18 protein-coding genes are annotated in these 18799 nt (G+C 41.7%); 16 read left to right on the forward strand and 2 right to left on the reverse strand.

Features of this window, described 5'->3' with window-relative positions; translation table 11 throughout:
- Positions 1 to 9 precede the first annotated feature (9 nt).
- From DMR_RS23750 to DMR_RS24660, 3 genes are all read left to right on the forward strand, one after another.
- The gene (locus DMR_RS23750; RefSeq protein ID WP_081429636.1) at positions 10 to 4662 is read left to right on the forward strand and encodes a DNA polymerase; all 4653 of its coding nucleotides are present in this window, start codon (positions 10 to 12) and stop codon (positions 4660 to 4662) included.
- Positions 4663 to 4940: 278 nt separating this feature from the next.
- Entirely contained in the window at positions 4941 to 5228 is a 288-nt protein-coding gene (locus DMR_RS24655) for a hypothetical protein (RefSeq protein WP_015862262.1), read from the forward strand.
- Complete coding sequence (locus tag DMR_RS24660; RefSeq protein WP_015862263.1) at positions 5221 to 5754, forward strand: hypothetical protein; 534 nt, start codon at positions 5221 to 5223, stop codon at positions 5752 to 5754. Before DMR_RS24655 ends, DMR_RS24660 begins: the two co-directional genes overlap by 8 nt.
- A 105-nt stretch (positions 5755 to 5859) precedes the next feature.
- On the opposite strand, the gene DMR_RS24665 is transcribed toward DMR_RS24660, so the two are convergent.
- A complete protein-coding gene (locus DMR_RS24665) occupies positions 5860 to 6144 on the reverse strand; it encodes a hypothetical protein (RefSeq protein ID WP_015862264.1) in 285 nt (94 codons plus the stop codon).
- 138 nt (positions 6145 to 6282) lie between these two features.
- Between DMR_RS24665 and DMR_RS23755 the strand changes: the two genes are divergently transcribed.
- From DMR_RS23755 to DMR_RS17170, 3 genes are read left to right on the forward strand one after another with little or no spacing between them, the layout of a single operon-like run.
- Positions 6283 to 6675, forward strand: coding sequence for a gamma-glutamylcyclotransferase family protein (locus tag DMR_RS23755; RefSeq protein ID WP_015862265.1), 393 nt, complete (start codon positions 6283 to 6285; stop codon positions 6673 to 6675).
- A complete protein-coding gene (locus tag DMR_RS24670; RefSeq protein WP_043600977.1) occupies positions 6623 to 7408 on the forward strand; it encodes a hypothetical protein in 786 nt (261 codons plus the stop codon). Before DMR_RS23755 ends, DMR_RS24670 begins: the two co-directional genes overlap by 53 nt.
- A gap of 12 nt (positions 7409 to 7420) precedes the next feature.
- On the forward strand, positions 7421 to 7720 hold the full coding sequence (locus DMR_RS17170) for a hypothetical protein (protein ID WP_043600978.1): 300 nt from the start codon (positions 7421 to 7423) through the stop codon (positions 7718 to 7720).
- A 123-nt stretch (positions 7721 to 7843) separates the two neighbouring features.
- Here DMR_RS17170 and DMR_RS24675 read toward each other — a convergent pair whose 3' ends face one another.
- Positions 7844 to 8893, reverse strand: a complete 1050-nt coding sequence (locus DMR_RS24675; protein WP_015862268.1) for a hypothetical protein — start codon at positions 8891 to 8893, stop codon at positions 7844 to 7846.
- Positions 8894 to 9448: 555 nt separating this feature from the next.
- Here DMR_RS24675 and DMR_RS17175 point away from each other — a divergent pair.
- From DMR_RS17175 to DMR_RS23775, 10 genes are all read left to right on the forward strand, one after another.
- Positions 9449 to 10150 (forward strand): recombinase family protein, encoded by a 702-nt coding sequence (locus tag DMR_RS17175; RefSeq protein ID WP_015862270.1) that lies wholly within the window; start codon positions 9449 to 9451, stop codon positions 10148 to 10150.
- Positions 10151 to 10328: 178 nt separating this feature from the next.
- The gene (locus DMR_RS24680; protein WP_015862271.1) at positions 10329 to 11021 is read left to right on the forward strand and encodes a hypothetical protein; all 693 of its coding nucleotides are present in this window, start codon (positions 10329 to 10331) and stop codon (positions 11019 to 11021) included.
- Between the two features lie 274 nt (positions 11022 to 11295).
- A complete protein-coding gene (locus tag DMR_RS25795; protein WP_407636345.1) occupies positions 11296 to 11751 on the forward strand; it encodes a recombinase family protein in 456 nt (151 codons plus the stop codon).
- Positions 11709 to 11843 carry a helix-turn-helix domain-containing protein gene (locus DMR_RS25800; protein WP_081429638.1) on the forward strand — a complete coding sequence of 45 codons (135 nt, stop codon included), beginning with the start codon at positions 11709 to 11711 and terminating at the stop codon, positions 11841 to 11843. The genes DMR_RS25795 and DMR_RS25800 overlap by 43 nt, the downstream gene beginning before the upstream one ends.
- 120 nt (positions 11844 to 11963) lie before the next feature.
- The gene (locus DMR_RS24685; RefSeq protein WP_015862273.1) at positions 11964 to 12662 is read left to right on the forward strand and encodes a hypothetical protein; all 699 of its coding nucleotides are present in this window, start codon (positions 11964 to 11966) and stop codon (positions 12660 to 12662) included.
- Between the two features lie 254 nt (positions 12663 to 12916).
- Positions 12917 to 13618 (forward strand): hypothetical protein, encoded by a 702-nt coding sequence (locus DMR_RS24690; protein ID WP_015862274.1) that lies wholly within the window; start codon positions 12917 to 12919, stop codon positions 13616 to 13618.
- Between the two features lie 116 nt (positions 13619 to 13734).
- Positions 13735 to 13962, forward strand: coding sequence for a YcgL domain-containing protein (locus DMR_RS23765; protein ID WP_015862275.1), 228 nt, complete (start codon positions 13735 to 13737; stop codon positions 13960 to 13962).
- A gap of 121 nt (positions 13963 to 14083) precedes the next feature.
- Positions 14084 to 16255, forward strand: coding sequence for an SF1B family DNA helicase RecD2 (locus DMR_RS17190; RefSeq protein ID WP_015862276.1), 2172 nt, complete (start codon positions 14084 to 14086; stop codon positions 16253 to 16255).
- 10 nt (positions 16256 to 16265) lie between these two features.
- Entirely contained in the window at positions 16266 to 16544 is a 279-nt protein-coding gene (locus tag DMR_RS23770; RefSeq protein WP_015862277.1) for a GIY-YIG nuclease family protein, read from the forward strand.
- A 77-nt stretch (positions 16545 to 16621) separates the two neighbouring features.
- The gene (locus tag DMR_RS23775; RefSeq protein WP_015862278.1) at positions 16622 to 18733 is read left to right on the forward strand and encodes an SEC-C domain-containing protein; all 2112 of its coding nucleotides are present in this window, start codon (positions 16622 to 16624) and stop codon (positions 18731 to 18733) included.
- Positions 18734 to 18799 lie beyond the last annotated feature (66 nt).

Raw genomic sequence — 18799 nt, forward strand, 5'->3', positions numbered from 1 at the left:
AGTGACAAAATGGATAATTCTAAGATTACATTTAAAATAGAACTTGCAGGCAAATCTCCATATAGCACGTCAACAAAATCAGATTACATAAAATTTCTAGAGAGTAATTTAAGCGATATCTATCAAGGCAACATAGGTTTGTATTGGTCACGTCTTATTGAAAGCGATGGCCAAAAATTATATTTTCCTTTTGTCGACATCGATCCTTTCTTGGACAAAGTTTCACATGGCGAAATTGAACTTATAAACGACTCCATCTTCAGAGTAAAAATTTTCATACAGGCGCTCTCAAAATTAGGAGTACTTAACCGTTTTAAATTTATTGCAACAGGCGGATATGGATTCAGAGCAATCTCCAACATTCTTTTAAGTCAAGATGACTACGATGGATTTGTTGGCTTTATAAAAACAGAACTCAATAGTTGTCTGATTGACTATCAACCATCAGAAAACACAACAGCACCATACCAAATACTTGCACGCAAGGATAACCCTTTCCAAAACCATAAGCAATTAGTCGGCAGACATTCCACTTTAGTTGATAGCAACGGGATCATGGATGGTTTCGGCTACTACGACTATTGCTCAATTACAAGCAATGAGCTTAATCCTTATTCTTATGTTGAAGCAGCCAGGGAATTATTAATTTTCACTATTATCTCTGACGTATCTTCACTTGGCGAGTTCGGCAGCAAAATCCAATTGTACAAAGAATTACGCAAGGACTATGCTGATAGAAAAATAAAATTTTTTGATATATCAAAAAAATTCAAGGCGATATCTTCGGATAAAACTTTCGAAATTTTAAATAGCCACGGGTATTCATTCAAGGAGATAGATAAAGGTATTGGCAAGATTTACACATTCAGCGACAAAACATGCCCTGCCTGTGGCCATTCCAATGGCAATGCATTCGTAACACCGCCATACTTTCGATTGAAATGTTTTCGGTCTACATGTCCTGCGTCGATTTCTAATGGAGGAATGTCTTTAAATGAATGGTCGGGATTATTTCTGCAAAATGAAAACAAGAGCCAGCCACTCGTTGATCCTAATATCACACCCCTAAGGATGACTCTCGACGAGGCGCAGCAGGCTATTACTGACAGCTTAAACTCAAATAGTGATGTCTTTTTAAAAGTTACTCCAGGCTCTGGAAAAACCCATCTGGCCTTGGAATACGCTTGCGAGCAAGCTCTTCGTGGGAATAAAATTATATATAGCACTTACAACGTAGCCCAAGCAGACGAAGCTTTCAATGTTGCCTTGCAAAACTTAGCCAACAACAACTTAACACACCGACTGCACACCCAAGAAGCTTCATGCAACTGCCAAGATGATTATAAATCAATGGTAAACCTTGGATACTCGCCATCAACATTACTTTGCAAGCGTTGTTCTGGAAAAGTAAATTGCGGGTATCACACTGAACGCACGCAGATGTACCCCGGCATTTATTTTACAACGCACCATATGCTTCGTGAGCTTGATCCAGATATATTTGATGCTGATATAACAATAATTGATGAAAATATCTTGCCTTTAGCGCTCAGTGAGAACAAAAGCTTTTCAGAGGCAGATTTACGAGCGCTTTCTGCTCACGTCGAAGGACATAGCGCTGCCATAATTGGAGAAATAATAAAACTTGTGACTGACGTATACAACAAAAAGACAAGCAAATATCACGAGATACTGCTTGTTAAAAACTACCATGAAACAAATCACGACAACGTACTTGATTTTCTAAGCCGAAAATTGAGCACAACAAGCGTTTCAATTATTGAGACAATTAACAATACAGTTGAAATTTTAAAGAAAAATTACAGCCAACTTTACGTCTCTCAAGTAAACTACAATGCCGTCCGGTGGCTGTCTGGTTTTTATGAAGAAGATGTATTCTCATGCATATATTTCAAGAACAATGGAATAGTTGAATTTTATACTAAGCAAATCAACAAGTCGCTTCTGTTCAATTCCAGATACATTTTTCTTGATGCTACGGGCAACGATTTGATCGTCAATAAAATATGCAATAAATCAGTTCAGCCAAAAAATATCGACATCGATTGGAATTGCAGAGCAACATTTATTGAAAAAAATATCAAGAAAAGCACAGACATCCATGACAACGAAATGTCAGAGATTATTGAAACAGGCCTGTCGCATTTTACACGCGACAAAGTGCTTATCGTTTCTTTCAAGAGCAATTGCGAACAACTGCTGAATATATGCAGCGAAATTAAACCAGACACTCAATTTGAGTTCTACAATTTCTTCGGACAAAAAGGGACTAACCAATTTAAAGACTTTGATGCTATTTTTGTAATTGGTCTTCCCTATCCAAATATTAACACCGCTTGGCAGGATGCCCACATTTTATTCCCAGGAGTTGACCAGGACGGCCTCAGGGACAGCTGGCCATATATTGCAATGGAAAGTGAGCTGCTCCAACTCATTCACCGGGTACGCCCCGTGCGCAAGGACCACCCGATTGAACTGGTTGTGGCTGGCAATAGCTACCCAGGGTCACTTCCTGAGCCATCCCAAAGAATATCCTTCAAGCGTAGAGAAGATCCAGTAGGAACGGCTGTCGATCGGTTACGAAAATTTATCGATTACTTCGGATTCTATGACGTAACATTGGAGTATATAGCTGGTGTAGCAACCACCGATTCTGAATCAAAAGCCACTCAATTCCGTAAGTTATTATTTGACACGATTGGACACCTCGTTGCGCAACACAAAGCTCAGTATTTGAAAGCCGGGCCTGATTGTGAGGGGACAGAGGGGACTCATACTTGTTCTCGAAGCACACTTAGTATCCATCATGTCATTTCAAATTTATATGTACATTTACAAAAATTAAAAATCATTGATACTGAACGAAAAGCTCAGTCTAGTACCATTATAGATACTATAATGGAAATAGACCGAGCTTTCGATTGGAAATCAATAACTTTTAAAAATGATCAAATTGATTCAATTGATCAAAATGAAATCAAATCGTTTACTTTAAAATTATTTACTTTGTACTTATATTTAAATGGAACAGAATGGGAGGTTAATCTCCCCATGCACCTTGTCCATAAAAATCAGGCCCGGGACACCAGAACTCAGCTCAAGAATGAATTTGAGCACATGTCCAAGTATAAAATAAAATCTCTGCATTCAAAATATAACAATATCGAAGGAGTTGAAATTGAAAATAATGGTTTATATTTTTATGCAGCATTGGCCAAGCTGGATATAATAAACAACGTCTTGCTGACGAGCTACAGACAAGAACATAATAACAACTACTTGGAATGTGACTTTAATATATTATTAGTATATTTCAGCCAAAACAAGACATACACACTTACTAAGAATAAATTTCATGAATACCATGTCGATACAATTGATAATATAAAAACAAACGATAGCTATGATTTTGTAGTCACCAATAACCACAAGCAGTGCTTTAATTGTTTTAATAAAAATACCGCAGGAAGTGTTCACGATATATTTTTAACACACAGAATTATATTCAATAATAATTCAGATACAAGTCTTGATTTAATAGGCTTAGGGTCAAAATACGATGTAGAAACTGACTTTAGTACAGGATACAAATCTTGCAAATCAATATACAACATATATCAAAAACAAATGGACTTATTAAAAACAAAGAAAATTTGTTACATATACCAGATGGAATCAGAGATATTATTGCTTAACAACAAATATCTTAAAAGTAATGGTTTTTCCGTCAACGGCGAGAAGCTTGACCAGATGAAGGCTATTGCGAGCACTGCCAACAATTCAAATGACGAACGAACTCTTGAGACGATCGAAAAGTTAGTGCAAAAAGACGAGAAATTCCCCAGTATTATAAATCAAATTGAAACTACCACAGGGAGAAGCGGATATAGAATCCTTTCAACTCTGAATAAAAAATTTAGATTATTATTCTTACCAAGTGAAGGCCATGTTATTTTGGCATTTGATATGAAACACTTTGAGCCAACCATTATATCCAGCTTGTCAAATGATACATACGCATTGGGACTGATAAACTCAGGAAAAGATATTTACACTGAAGTCGCCATGTCAATTTCTGGAGCATTAAATGAGGAGCGATTTAACGACAGATCCTTTGGAAAGGTGCTGTTTAATATTGCCATAAATGGCGGAAATGAACATGCCTTGGTCTCTAGATGCTATGAAACGAACGTTATAATTACTCGGTCATGTTCAGCAGAAATTTTCAACAATTTTAGAAATATGTTTCCTGTAATATTTCAGTTCCAAAATAGAATTCTCCATATGGCTCGTACATACGGCAAGATGTATACAAAATTTTCAAGAGTACTTTACGTCGATGACAATGTGAAAGATTCAACCATTGTTAATTTTGTTGTCCAAGGGTCAGGGGCTGATGCCTTCAAAAGGTTACTGCTGAAAGTCAATGATTTCTTGAATCATCCCGAGGAAGATATATTGTTTCATCATTTCGACGCCCTGTATATCCAGGTGCCTGAGCACGGTGCCGCCAAACGCATGGAGGCGCTCAGGGAGATAATTGAGGATAGTCTGTCGTCCGACTTTGGCAATGTCCGATTCTCGGTTGCTGCCTCGATGCGCAGATCCTGGGCCGAGGAGGACACCATTATACAGGTTTAGTCGGCCGGTACCTGACCGATTTGACCAGAAATCCGCAAGCGATGGCTATTTCGTCCCAGGACGCCGCTGGTTGCGTTTTCCTGGCCAAGACGACCTTTGCCCTGCCTTGGAGCAAGAACTGCGCTTACACGGCGAATTTGGAGCGTCTGCCGGCAAGGAATATTTTAGTGCTACCAGACAGTTGCTGGCTATCAGTGTCTTAACTTCTAAAATGAACTTTTAAAGTAAATTTGTTGTTTTGAAAAAAACCTAAATAAAACACAAGAATTGAGGGAAAGATGAAAAGTGAAAAGTTGTACAATTTAATTGTAAGGGCAGGATCATTAAAACATGATGCTGATGCATTGGGCGACACCCCGCAGAAGGCTTTAATCAATCTTCGCAAGATTTTTAAGTTAAGATTGTTTTTGATTAAGAACAAATATGTTATCTCTAATCCTACTCCTCGGCCAATAGACCAAGGATTTTCTCGGCAAGAGCGTAAACGTAAACTCAGACTGGCATTCAAAAATAAAAAAATAATGTTTCCAGAGTATCCGCATCTGAAGGACTTTGAAAATGAATAAACTTGGCAAATTACAAAAAGCAATTATTCATTTATTCCATGACGACGATTATATCGGGGTAGACCAAGTAATTGAGCATTTAAATTTACAGCGCACCCGTTCAAATCTTGTTTCAGTTCGTAGAGCTTTTCACCTTTTACGAAAACGAGGAGTGCTAAATGTTGCCAAATACGATTATGACGATGGTCACGCCTGGGGTTTGATAGCTTGGTTGCCACACACCAAGTCACCAACGGTCACTGAAGAAATAAAAGTGACGGATGTCGAAAGTGTTGTGCTGAATTTTTTAAATTATTTAAAAGAAGAATTTAATTCAGACTCTGGTGTAGACTACAAAATCATTCTCAAATACATTAAAAAATTAAATGGTAAAATCGGAAATATTCATGAAGATGACGCAAGAGTTCCCGTGTCTTATCACAGGGCCTTAAAATCACTTGCTACTAAAAACAGTATCGTTCTTGATTTCATCAAAGACAATGGAAGAATCGAGGCTGTTTCCTTGAATTCGTCCAATAATATATAATGGTTTATCTCGTGATTCTCTAGATAGATTTCAAAACAAACAAAAAACTCCCCTAGGTCTTGGTGGATCTGGGGGTTTTTTGTTTTGTGTAAGACAAAATGGGTGCTACTTGTAGCTGTTGTTTGATGTTATCTTATTGTCGTTACTATTAATTACTTCAATTATTTGATCATAACGTTCATGTCCGCTCTCACCACCCATCCGCACGACATACGATAAGAGTTTTGCAACAGGCAGCTTGCCAATGCACCGGTCGCACAGGGTGAGCATGCAATTGCTCGTGCCAACTTCAATTCCACCGTCATGAAATCTCTCGTAGTTTAGATTTAATGAATAAAAATAAGTACTTTCAATAATATCTTTGCCACACAAATCGCATTCAAATATCATAACATACCTCCATTTTTCTCTGAAAATGTTTTACTGAAAAATTTTTTTCTGAAAGTAAATTTCGAGTTGACAAATTTTTAGGTACGTATATTCGACGATCCATAGTTTTAAAACAATGGAGAGCGACACGTGATACCAATGAATCTCTTTGTTTACGGCACACTCCGCCAGGGACAATCTAACTACCAACGTCTCCTTAACGGAAGAGAAGGATTTGAATTTGTCGGTCCTGCGACGACGGTAAACAAGTACACCATGTTTTCGTCAGGGATTCCATTCGTCCACAAGCAACCAGAGACGTCTTTAATCAAAGGTGAAGTGATCATGGTCTGGGACAATAAGTTGATCAAATCGCTGGATGCCTTGGAGGGCCATCGGGACGGCGAGCGCCAAGGCTACCATCGGGAACAGACGCCTGTCCGATTAGATAATGGAATGAACATGTCCGCTTGGATCTATTTTTTTTACGGGGTCCCTCATGGTTCCATTGTCCACTCTGGCGATTGGTTGGGTCGAAATAACAATAAATAACGAGAATGTTGCCGTGAAAGTTAACTACAAATATATGGACTACGTCAGGTATTGGCCTGGAGATTCGCGTATCCAGGTGATTATTGATGCACCTCACTGTGCCGGTGAGCCGAACGAGTCCGATGAGAGGACGTTGGAACTTTCACACGACTTGGCCGAAGTCACTGGTGCTGGAGTGATTCAATCGTTGGTCCCCAGGACCCTAGCTGACCTCAATCGTGATATTGACTTCAGTAATGCTGCCTCGGTTCAAGCGCATGCCCAACAACGAAAAGCTTTGTCCCACATCCTTAGGCATAAAAATGCCATTAATGGTGGAAAAGAAGTCAACAACTGTTTTTTGTATATCTCCCTGCACGGCATGAAGAATTATTTTTCTGCCGACTTGGTGCCGATCGACATAGAACTTGGCACTAGATGGGGAGCGTTGTGCGACGAAGACACTGCACAGTATTTAAAGGTTGTCTTGGGTGACTCTGGAACTTACAATGTTTTGTTGGACAATAGATTTATTGGGACAAAGTGCCTGTACCGGCATATCAACGGAGATCCTCGAGTGCCAAGCTATAAAGGGTATGGACGGAATTTCAAAGTTATCCAGGTCGAACTGAGTCATGACCTTCGATTTAATTATTACAGCACAACATTAAAAGCATTAGCCGTGGCTATTGCTTCGATTCAGCAGAGTTTATTTAAGAGCAATAAGAATAGACTACACGCGATGATTAACTAAAGGGAGATGGAAATGTTCACATTGATCGGTCGAACGTTCATTGCTTACGATGACAAGAACCTTGGTAGATCAACTGTAGGTTTGCTTACTCAGTCCCAGGGTAACACCAACGAGGACGAATGGTTTTCGTTGCTGGTGAATTTGTTTGAAAGCAATTCCAAGATTTACGTAGGTGCATTTCGTGGAATGGCAATAGACATTGACGAAGTAAAATCAATTATTTTTCATGATGCCAACCAAGCTCAGGAAAGAATAAATATGTTAAAAGATTTGATTCTGGATATGCTTCAAAAATTTGAAAACAAGCTATAGTCAGTCTTATGATTTTGCAAAATTGTTTGGACAATATTCAACTCAGGCTGTTTTCCAACCATTCTTTTAAACGCGACTCAAAACAGGCCCTTGTCACTCAAAGAGAGACAAGGGCCTGTTTTGCTAAAACTCTTGCGCTATTTGCTTGACACCATTTTCGTGAAACCATTTAATGGTTGACAGGTCCATGCATTCAATAAAATTTTCAAAAGATATAGTTTTGCTTACGCCGTGATACAATTCTTTCGCTTCTTTGGAATTACATTTACTTTTGATCAACAGGTCTTCAGGGGTGCCTTTCATCCCTGGCGTTAAAAAAGTAATCCCCCGGGCGAGTCCTTCGTATGTCCATATGGGCATATAGCCAACTTTGCGATAATAAACTTTAGATAAATCACAATCCTCTGCAACCTGGTTTACGTATTGATATGTCACATAGCCTGGGGTGCACATCCTATAAAGCGCGATAGCCGGGATGTACTTTTGATTATAGAATACCTCGCAAACTTCGAGTTTGTTTTTGTCGTAAAGGCAAGAAAACAATTCCCCGCTTGCGTCATAGGAAAGGGGACTTTCAACACATCGTTCAGACATCCTTTGCAAGGCATGATTTGAGTACGCGACGATGCAGCCTTCGTCTCCAATTTGTACAATTTGCTGCTTTGGCGAATAATACGCCAAACCTTTCGGAGTAGATCTGGAGAGCAAACCCCTAAAAGATATTACCCAGTCCCTGCTCAGCATAAAGCTACAATCATTAGTTGGAAGAAAGCTTTTCAAAATACCCTTTCTATTTAAATAAGTAAAAACCCAATTGCCAAGCAGCTTCTGCGTTTCTCCAAATAAATCTGCTTGGTCATTGTCGTCTAAACTCGGAATTGGAATATCCATTACGGCCTCAACTCCGTATTTTTTTATACGCTTAAGAACTCTTCTGTATCTGATATCGACACATGACATTTTGCTGCAATCAAATTCACCAAGAGCATACTTGACGGCTTCGACAAACTTCGGAGACACTGATTTTTTGTCATATTCTTGAAATACAAATTTAGGATATGCTTCTTTTTTAGCTTTTTCGAAATATGATTTTTTTATTTTGGAAATCTTCATTTTTCTTTTTTTCTTTTTATTTTCTACTTTCTTTTGACTTGCTCTCTGTGAAATTGCCATAACTGCACTCCTCTTTTGCCCAAACAGCAAATTTGAATTGCTTTGCACCCGAAGCACTCGCTGCTGACCCGAGGAACTTAGATCGTTTCCACGTATCCAGGCGGACTCACCTTGGAGCCAAATCGGATCCCTAAGGTGGAATTGGCTGCTCAACCATTTTTGTGCAGGCGAAGAGGAAGGAGCTTGGCAGGAGATCACGGCTTACGCATCTGGGGCCAGCGTCAAAGGTGGCGGCAAAAGACGAGCGCTTTTCTGATCAAATCATGACGGTTGCCATCTAAGTGTCAACCATAATCGAACGTCCGGCCTCGACACGCATGACAGCGGCAATGGGCGGGTCCCTCCTGACTGCTGTCGTCAACCGAAACTGTGGAATTCGAGTTTCACTGGACAGCGCCCAAGCCGACCAAGCTAACCAGCAGCGACGATCAATAAGTGTACCAAATGCCTCGAAATATTTTTTTCTAGGCATTCTAAAGAATGTAAATAATCAATGGATTTTTTATTGATCTATGGTGCGATCCTGGGTAGAACGAAAACAAAGGAGGGTAAAAGATGGTCAACCACACCGACACCATTCCAATCAAGTGCTTTGGCTATATTCGAGTGAGCGGCGCGGCGCAGGTCGACGGAGACGGACCCGAACGGCAGGAGAAGGCCATCCGTGACTATGCTAATACGCATGGCCTGGAAGTGGCTGAGATATACATGGACGGTGGCGTGAGCGGAACCCTTGAGGACCGGCCGGCGCTTGCCGAAATGATGGTCAGCCTTGAGCAGAATGGACACGGTGTAAAGACGGTCCTGATCGAACGCCTGGACCGTCTGGCTCGAAAGTTGGCCGTGCAGGAAAATATCATCCGAGATTTGCACAAGCAGGGCGTGACCTTGATCTCGGCCGTCGAAGGCAAAGGACTGATGGATGACGACCCCACGCGGGTTCTTGTGCGGCAAATGCTCGGAGCCATTGCCGAGTACGAAAAGCAGATGCTGGTCCTCAAACTCAGGGCAGCCAGGAAGCGGACCAAGGCGAAGACCGGCAAATGCGAGGGGCAGAAGGCTTTTATTGAAAGTGATCATGGAAAGGCCACAGTCCAGCAATTGATCAGCCTGCGCGAGTCAGGTCTTACCTGGCAAGAGGTCGCTGATCATCTAAATGGTGATGGTTTTGTGACTAAAAATGGTAAACCCTGGACAATGGTAAATGCGCAGCAAACCTGGCGCAACCATAGTAATTCGCAGCAATTGTTGTCTTGATATATTTATGCTTGTGATTGGCGATTTTCTGTGCGAATTGCTTTTAAAGCATTTTAAAAAAAACTCGACAAGTCAAATACTTTTTTATGCAAATTTATAAATCATTATTCAACAAAGCGTATTGATGTTTTCATAAAATAGTTTATATTGCTCCTTGAATAAATTCAAGGAGGCTTTTATGGACTATGACACAGTTTATTTAACATGGGATGATTTGAAAGAACGGGGATGGTCAAGGCTTTTGATGTTGGCGTATTTTGGCGGACCTGATATTGTTTTGCAGCGATCCGAAGGGCAACAACCGCTTGAGCTTTTTGAAGAAGAAAGCGTTGTCTCTTGTGAAATTGGCCAAGACTCAAGAGATTTTTTTGACAAATATTCTGAATTAGTTTCAATGGCAATGGAAAGAAAATTATTTTATAATGAAAAAAGAAGTAATAATTTTTGCGAATCTTTTGATTTGCTAATTGACATGCCCGACCTTGATACATTGCTCGACAGAGCAAGGACTGAGTACGATCGCAGAATGTTCTTAGAAACTGGTGATGAATTTCACCCCGACGGAGAGACTTGGTCTGATTCAATTTCAGAAGACGCGCTGAAAAGGGTTGCCGTTCTGATGCTCAAAAATAGTTCAAATATCAACACTGCTCTTTCACATTTAAAAAACATAAAACATGGCCTTGCTGAACTGGGGATGCCAAGCGAAACATACATGTCTTGCGTCGATAAGTTGTACGATAAGTTTTACACTACTGTGAAAGAAAAATATCCCGATCTTGAAAGTGCGGCTTTGGAACTAAAACAATCAGAAACAATCGATGGATATACAAGTGAAAACATTTATCGAATTAAATCGATTTTCAACTAGTATTATCTGCTGCGGGTGCCATCAAGCACAAACTCAAGCCAATGTGGTGCAAATAAAGACCGTCGTTGCCAAATAGCAATTAGATGGATTTCTTGAACAGCTACTGAACAATGCAATCGACGCCTGGAGGCGGCAAGATCTCTGGGCGTTGACTGCATATCGAAATACAAATATGGTCATCCAAAAAACTAGGAATATATCTTAAACACTGTTTCCAGGGGATTCTAGTGATCTTCGCCATTCACCAAAGCAAGGGCAATCCTAAAGTCTAATTATTCACCTTGGGTTCGCCAACCAAGCTGGTCTCCGTGTTGACGAGTTCCTGGAAATTGAGATCTCCAGCCGGAAGTCGACAAAGGAACGCCGAATCGACGACCTGTTGGAGCGCTTGGCACCTGGGGACACTATAGTCGTTAGCGAGTTGTCGCGGCTAGGGCGCTCGCTCGGGGAGATGGTTCGAATCGTGGAGCAACTGAAGGAAAAGGACGTGGCGCTGATTGCCATCAAACAGGGGATCAACACTCGAAGCGATTCCGACATGGCGTCCAAGTGCATAATCTACCTGTCAGGGATGTTCGCTGAGTTGGAACGGGACTTCTTGAGCCAACGAACAAAAATGGTTTGGAGAGAGCCAAGGCGCAGGGCAAGGTCCTTGGTCGTAAGAAAGGAAGTCTTGGCAAATCGAAAATGGATAATAGAATCGATGAGATTAAACAACTTATTGAATTGAATGTTCCAAAAGCATCTATTGCAAAGATTCTTGGGGTTAGTCGCCAATCGTTGTACAAATTTATTGAAAGTAGGAGCATTAATATTCAATGACCACGCAGGTACTAGTCAAGATATTTTTTAAAAAGGGAAAAGATATTACTTGACCAAAATAGATATTGCATTATTCAAGAATTTATGTATAGTCTTCCTAGTAAAAATCAAGGAGGCATCATGAATATTAAACGTGCATATTTTTCGATGGAGGATCTGGCAAAAAGAGGATGGTCACTTCGCTTGACACAATCGTTATATGGCGAACCTGATATAACAGTAAGCGCAGGGATACATCAAAAGCAATGGAGATTTTTTGACAAAACAAAGATATATTCTATCGAAAAAATGAGAGAATTTAATTTGGCAAGAGATGTTCGTGTAAAAAAATCTAACCAGAGGATAGTGCGCAACTTAAGCCATCAGGCAAAATTTGCATATAACTTCTGTAAACATTTTCAATTAAAAGTGAATGAGTCTGGTTCAGCGACGTTAATCTCTCGCGCACTTGATTTGTACGATAAAGTAATGATGCAAAAGACGGGCCTCCGGAAGCCCTCTGGGGATAGATGCTGGCACCATGAAATCCCGTCAGGTGAGATCTTAGAGGTCATCTTGGAGTACATTAAGATTCGCGAATCAAACTATTTGTATGGTCGTAATTACATCGACATGCTTCGCATCGAGTTGACGAAAAGAGGAGCCGAATTTAGTGATTATCAAAAGTGCGTATGCATTTTAGACAAGGTGTCGAATCAGGCAATACTAAATAAACATCCTGACATATTGATGTATTGCGACGATATCGAGTTCGAAAAAGAATTTGAAAGAAATTCCGGCCACGGAGATCAAGACGTTGGCACTTTGATTTATCATTAACGGCATAATAGATGTTGACGCCTGGGAGGTCGCGATATTTCCGGGCGTTAACAGTTTCTCTCTTTGTCGGAATTGACTGTATTTTAATACTTGGCATGTACGAGTTGTATCTTATCATAGACATCTAACTTGAGTTGCCAGTGCGAGCAACGAGGCCATGCAAACGTTTTGGCGGATGATCCCGTTTCCTAAAATAATAATACTTTTAATTTTTTGTTTGCAAAACAAATTTCAATTTAAATAAGGAGATTGTTATGGAAAGTTTTGATTATATTTTAAAGCAAGATTTACTCGAGAGAGGTTGGACAAGGTCTCTCATTGATAAATTTGCCGGCAATCCTGACAAGTTTAGACATCACGTCGGACACAAAAACCAGCTGTGCTTATACAACAGCAAAAGAATTAGTTCCATAGAAGTGTCTAGAGAATTTCGCGAGGCCCTTGAATCATCTGTAGCTAGGCGGGAAAAAATTCAAAAAACTAAAAAAACTAATGAAGAGAAAACGTTGACTGCTAAAAAGATATTTCTTGAATCAAAAATCAAGACTATTGTCAGCGACTATTCAAAAATTGACATAGATGTTCGCTTGGTTCCTGTTGAAGGTATTGAAGTTGCTGCTCTTCAGAATTGGAATGACTGGGTTAATGACAGGATAGATTGTTTTTTGAGAAGACACGACTCGAGGTGGGAGGACTTCTTTGAAGAAACAGTGTGTACAAACAGGATGGCTGTTAATTATATTCGTCACAGATTGACAAATTACGAGGAAAAACTTGGCTTCTTAAACGGACTGTCTAGCTCGTTTCAGGAATTCGGTATAGTCTTTTCAGGGCATCACCTGTGCTATAAATTGCTAAAAACTGCAACGAATAGAGCAATAGCTGATAAATATCCTAAATTTTCAAATGAATGTTATCGTCAAATCTCGATAATGGAAGAAGAACAATCATGCTAGGGTGTTATTTTTATTATATAGGGCAGAAATGAGTGCTTGCGCTTAGCGCTCAACCTTTAAGTGCATAAATAACCCTGACCATACTTTAACGATCATCGCACAACAAGTAGGTAATTATGATTTTCGCTATTCACCAAAGTAAGGGCAATCCTAAAGTATACTTATTCACCAGGGAGCGAGACGATCTTTCAATGGTACCAGAAGGTATTCTTGAACAATTGGGGAAAATACAATTTCTCAGAAATTCGCGCGATCCGGCACATGAAACGGACATCATTTCTTTGAGACACAAAGAAATAGTGGCAAGAATTGCGGCTGATGGGTACTGTGTAATGAAACTGTGAGAATTCGCCTTCGTGTTCTGTTGGACAGCGTCAGGCTATGTCAATGAATGGAATGAAGTAGCAGGAATTTTTCAACAAGGACAACGACAGGGGTAGCCCGTCCATCTGTATGTAGTTTGCTATGGAACTAGTAGATCTCCAGGGCCAGATTGAACGTGTAACGTACACCAACGAAGAGAATGGTTATACTATTGCCAAAGTGAAGGTCTATGGACGACGTGACCTTGTAACTGTTTGTGGTAACATCCTTTGCCCAACCCCTGGCGAGATCATAAAAATGAAGGGGGAGTGGGCGAACCACCCAAAGTTCGGCGAGCAGTTCAAACTCGCCTACTACAAAACGACTACCCCCGCCTCTGTCCACGGAATCGAAAAATACCTTGGGTCGGGTCTGATCAAGGGCATCGGCCCAGTCATGGCCAGGCGCATCGTTAAGTTGTTCGGGGAGGCCACGCTGGACGTCATTGAGGCGGATATCCAGAAGCTTGTTGAGGTGCCGGGCATCGGCTCCAAACGGGTCGGCATGATCGGTCAGGCGTGGGAAGAGCAGAAAGAAATTCGCTCCGTCATGCTGTTTCTTCAGACCCATGGGGTCAGCTCCGGATACGCTACGAAAATCTACAAGCAGTATAAAAACGAATCCATTGCCGTGGTTCAGGAGAATCCTTACCGGCTGGCCCACGATATTTTCGGCATAGGCTTCGTCACTGCAGACAAAATCGCGCAGAAGCTTGGCTTCGATAAAAACTCGCCGCTCCGGGCCGAGGCCGGCATCCTCTACGTCCTTCACCAATTGTCCGACGAGGGACACGTCTTTTACCCCCGGGAACCATTAATCGAGAAAGCCAACGAGATCCTGGAGGTTGAGACGGCCGTCCTTGCTGATGCGATTGCCAGGTTGGCCTCGGACAAGAAGGTCGTCTGCGAGACCTTGAATGCCGACAGTGGTCCCATCGACGCCGTTTATCTCGCTAAATACCATCTTTCGGAGAACCAGGTCGCCGCTCGCCTGAAGGCCCTCATGGTAGCCCCAAAGGGTGTCCGCACCATTGATGCCCCAAAGGCCGTGGAATGGGTTCAGGAAAAGCTGTCGATGGCACTGGCGAAGAAGCAAGTCGAAGCGGTCAAGGCCGCAGCCACGAGCAAGGTCCTGGTCATTACCGGAGGGCCGGGGACGGGCAAAACGACAATTATCCGTGCCATCCTGAAAATCTTCTCCGCGATCACCAAGCACATCCTACTGGCAGCACCGACAGGCCGTGCGGCGAAGCGCATGTCCGAAGCCACCGGCCATGAAGCCAAGACCCTGCACCGGTTAATGGAATATTCCATTCAAAAATGCGGGTTCCAAAAGAACGAGGACCACCCCCTCGACTGCGAGCTGATTGTTGTGGATGAGGCGTCCATGATCGATCTCATCCTGATGCACCACCTGCTCAAGGCCATACCGAAGCCGGCCACACTGATTTTGGTGGGTGACGTTGACCAGTTGCCCTCGGTTGGAGCCGGCAACGTGCTCAAGGACGTGATCGCCTCTGGAACCATTCCTGTCGTGGAACTGAACGAGATCTTCCGGCAGGCCCAAAAATCCTCCATTATCGTCAATGCCCACAAGATCAACAGGGGTGTCATGCCCGACCTCCGGCCGAAAATGGAGGGCGACGATTTTTACTTTGTCGAGGAGGACGAACCCGAACGAGCGCTGCAGCGAATAATCCAGCTGGTCAAGGAACGGATTCCGATAAAGTTTGGTCTGGACCCGATCGACGACATCCAGGTATTAACTCCCATGAACCGTGGCCTTGTCGGGACGTCAAACCTGAATAGCGCACTTCAGGAATCCCTTAATCCCCGGGGGGAGGAAATCGCTCGTGGAGGACGGACGTTCCGGGTGGGCGACAAGGTCATGCAAATAAAAAATGATTACGACCGTGAAGTATTTAATGGTGACATCGGGCGAATCGTAAAAATTGATTCAGAAGAACAAGAGGTAATTGTCGTCGTTGATGGGCGAGACGTGAAATATGAGTACACAGACCTTGACGAACTAGTTCTTGCCTATGGCGTGTCGATTCACAAATCGCAGGGATCTGAGTATCCAGCAATTGTTATCCCGATAATGATGCAACACTATATAATGCTACAAAGAAATTTGACATATACTGGAATTACTCGAGGAAGGAAACTTGTTGTCCTCGTTGGCCAAAAGAAAGCACTTGGCATAGCCGTCAGGAACAATAAGACGCTATTCAGAAACACTCATCTGAACAAAAGAATAGCACTGGCGAAATAGAAGGCAATCCGTGTCGTGGTTTGTTTATATAGTCGAATGTTCGGACGACACTCTATATTGCGGAATAACTTGTGATATGGATCGTAGAATTAATGAGCATAATGGGCTGCAGCCAGGTGGAGCAAGATACACAAGAAATCGCAGGCCTGTCCGGCTTGTTTTGAGTGCAATTTTTGAAAATAGATCAGAAGCTTCAAGGGCAGAATATAAAATCAAAATGACACGCAAAGGCAAGAAAGTGCAAACATTGCATGCACTATCAGAGCTTGGCCATGAAAAAGCTCAGTAGGTTCTTATCTTTTTCAACCCGTGGCATTGGCGACCAGATACGATCTCATTGCAAGAATAATCAACGGTGGTTGCGACGTGGCAAATGATATGAATTCACTGGAAAGCATTTTTAGCGAAAAAATTATTTTTGATGCTGTCAAAGCGATTGTTCGCACAAAAGATAAAGACGCTTATTTAAAATGGCTAAGCGAAAACATTAAGCATTACCTCCCAGAGGATTTTGATTTTACTGATGACGAGCGACAATCGCTGAATGAAGTTGCAACAGTCCTTGGACGAATTATTTGGAACGCCACCCCTCTCCCCTGGAACAAATTTCGACCGCAGCCCTTGCCCACACCAGGAAGAAATGAAAAATGCTTTTGCGGGTCAGGGAAAAAATACAAACAATGTTGCGGTGACAGCATAAACAAACTACCCCAGATTGACCCTCAAATCATTTGGCCGATCCTGGTTTCGGTTATTCCTTCAAAAGAACTGAAAGAAGCTCTTCTAAATTCACCGATACCCATAAATGCCATTCTCGTAGTCGCTGACAGATATGTTAAAGACGGTCTCCCACAAAAGACCATTTCCTTATTGCAACCATTTTTTAAAGACGAAATCAAAGGACACGGAGAAGAATTTGACTACGCCCTCCATTTGCTTTGCAACGCGTATGACGATTTAGATAAATACAGATCAAAACATAACTTGCTCAAAAAGATAGTAGAAACAGCACCACGCTCTCCACTTAGATCTTCGGCCTGGCAACGACTGGCAGCCATTCGAATCGACAAAGGAGACACTGCAGGGGCTTGGGAAGCATTTAAAAATGCGATGAAGGATAGCCCGGACTCAGTTGATTTGAGCCACTTAGAGCTACAACTCCTTGCCGTTGAAGGAAAATGGAGTCAGGTCCAGGAAAGGGCCAACTTTTGGCTCAAGAAATTCAAAAATCTGCCCAAGGAAGCACAGGTTGACTATGCTGAACTTGTCGATTTGATCAAACATGCCGCAACGAACCCAAAAGAAGCCCTTGCAACTCTTTCTATAGAGTCAGGCAACGATCCTTCTCATGTCTTGCATGACTGGATAGCAGACGTGACTGGAAGGCCAGTGCCGGAATATCAATTAGACAAAGATATTGCATCAAATATACACGATGACGACGAAGAGCATTTAATCCAAAAATTTTCAAGCAAATTGCAAATGATGGGCCTTAGCAAAGACGAACTTGAAAAAACAGCTAAGAGGCTTATCGGAGAATTGAAAGCGTCATCAAACCCTGACGTGGAATCATCTGACGGTGACAACCATGCTGAAAACAACTACGAATATTCCATCAAAACTCCTGAGATCATATTAAACTTAGAAAAGAAATGGGAGAATGTTTTTTCACTCGACAAGCCTTTTGGAACAAACAATAAATCGTTCTCGTCAGAGGACCCTTGGGAGCCAAGTATAGCAAAAGAATGGCTGCTGTTTCTCGGAAAAAACCCAGCGGCCTTTGACAGCTTGGCAATACTGGATGACATTGCAACAGCACTGTTTTCAAACGACTATTTCAATGACGAGTCTTTTTTAAAGAAAATGATTTTGCCAATCCTAGATCGTTCGTTCGCAATTGTAAACAATATCAAACTTGAAGACAAAGAAACACTGCCATGGGGATTCATGGGAAACCGTCCAGCCCTACGTTCACTCGCGAGGCTGGTCACAGTATCCTCTATGCTCGACAAGGATAAACGACTTGAGAAAGTTGTAGATATTTATCTCAGGCTTAATCCAAATGACAATCACGGAATGAGAATGTTCAAAATCAATGGATTATTAATTAGAAACAATAATGAAGAAGCTTTTATTTTTTCAAGAAATTATCCTGAAGATTTTGATTTAAATATTTTACTTGGAAGAGCTTTGGCGTTGTTTAGATTGGGAAATATTGAAAACGCCAGCGAAGCGGTCAAAGCCTCCATCGAAGTTTGCCCAAAATGCATCCATTACCTTGCAGCGAAGAACATAAAACAGCCAAAGTTATCTCCTGGCCTGATCTCAATAAGGGGTGCGGACGCCGCTTGGTTTTATCGTTTTGCAATGCGTGATGCATGGCTCGAAACAAATGGAGCCATGGAATGGCTACAAAAGAATTTTGGAAATCCTAAGAAAGAGAAAGCGCGACAACCCGAGCAACTCAAGCTGGTATAAAGCTAAACGGCTAAATCAACAGAAAACGAGCCTTGGGGATATGGATGTTTTTCAATACCTCCATCT

It is taken from the genome of Solidesulfovibrio magneticus RS-1, assembly GCF_000010665.1.
Classification (GTDB): domain Bacteria; phylum Desulfobacterota; class Desulfovibrionia; order Desulfovibrionales; family Desulfovibrionaceae; genus Solidesulfovibrio; species Solidesulfovibrio magneticus.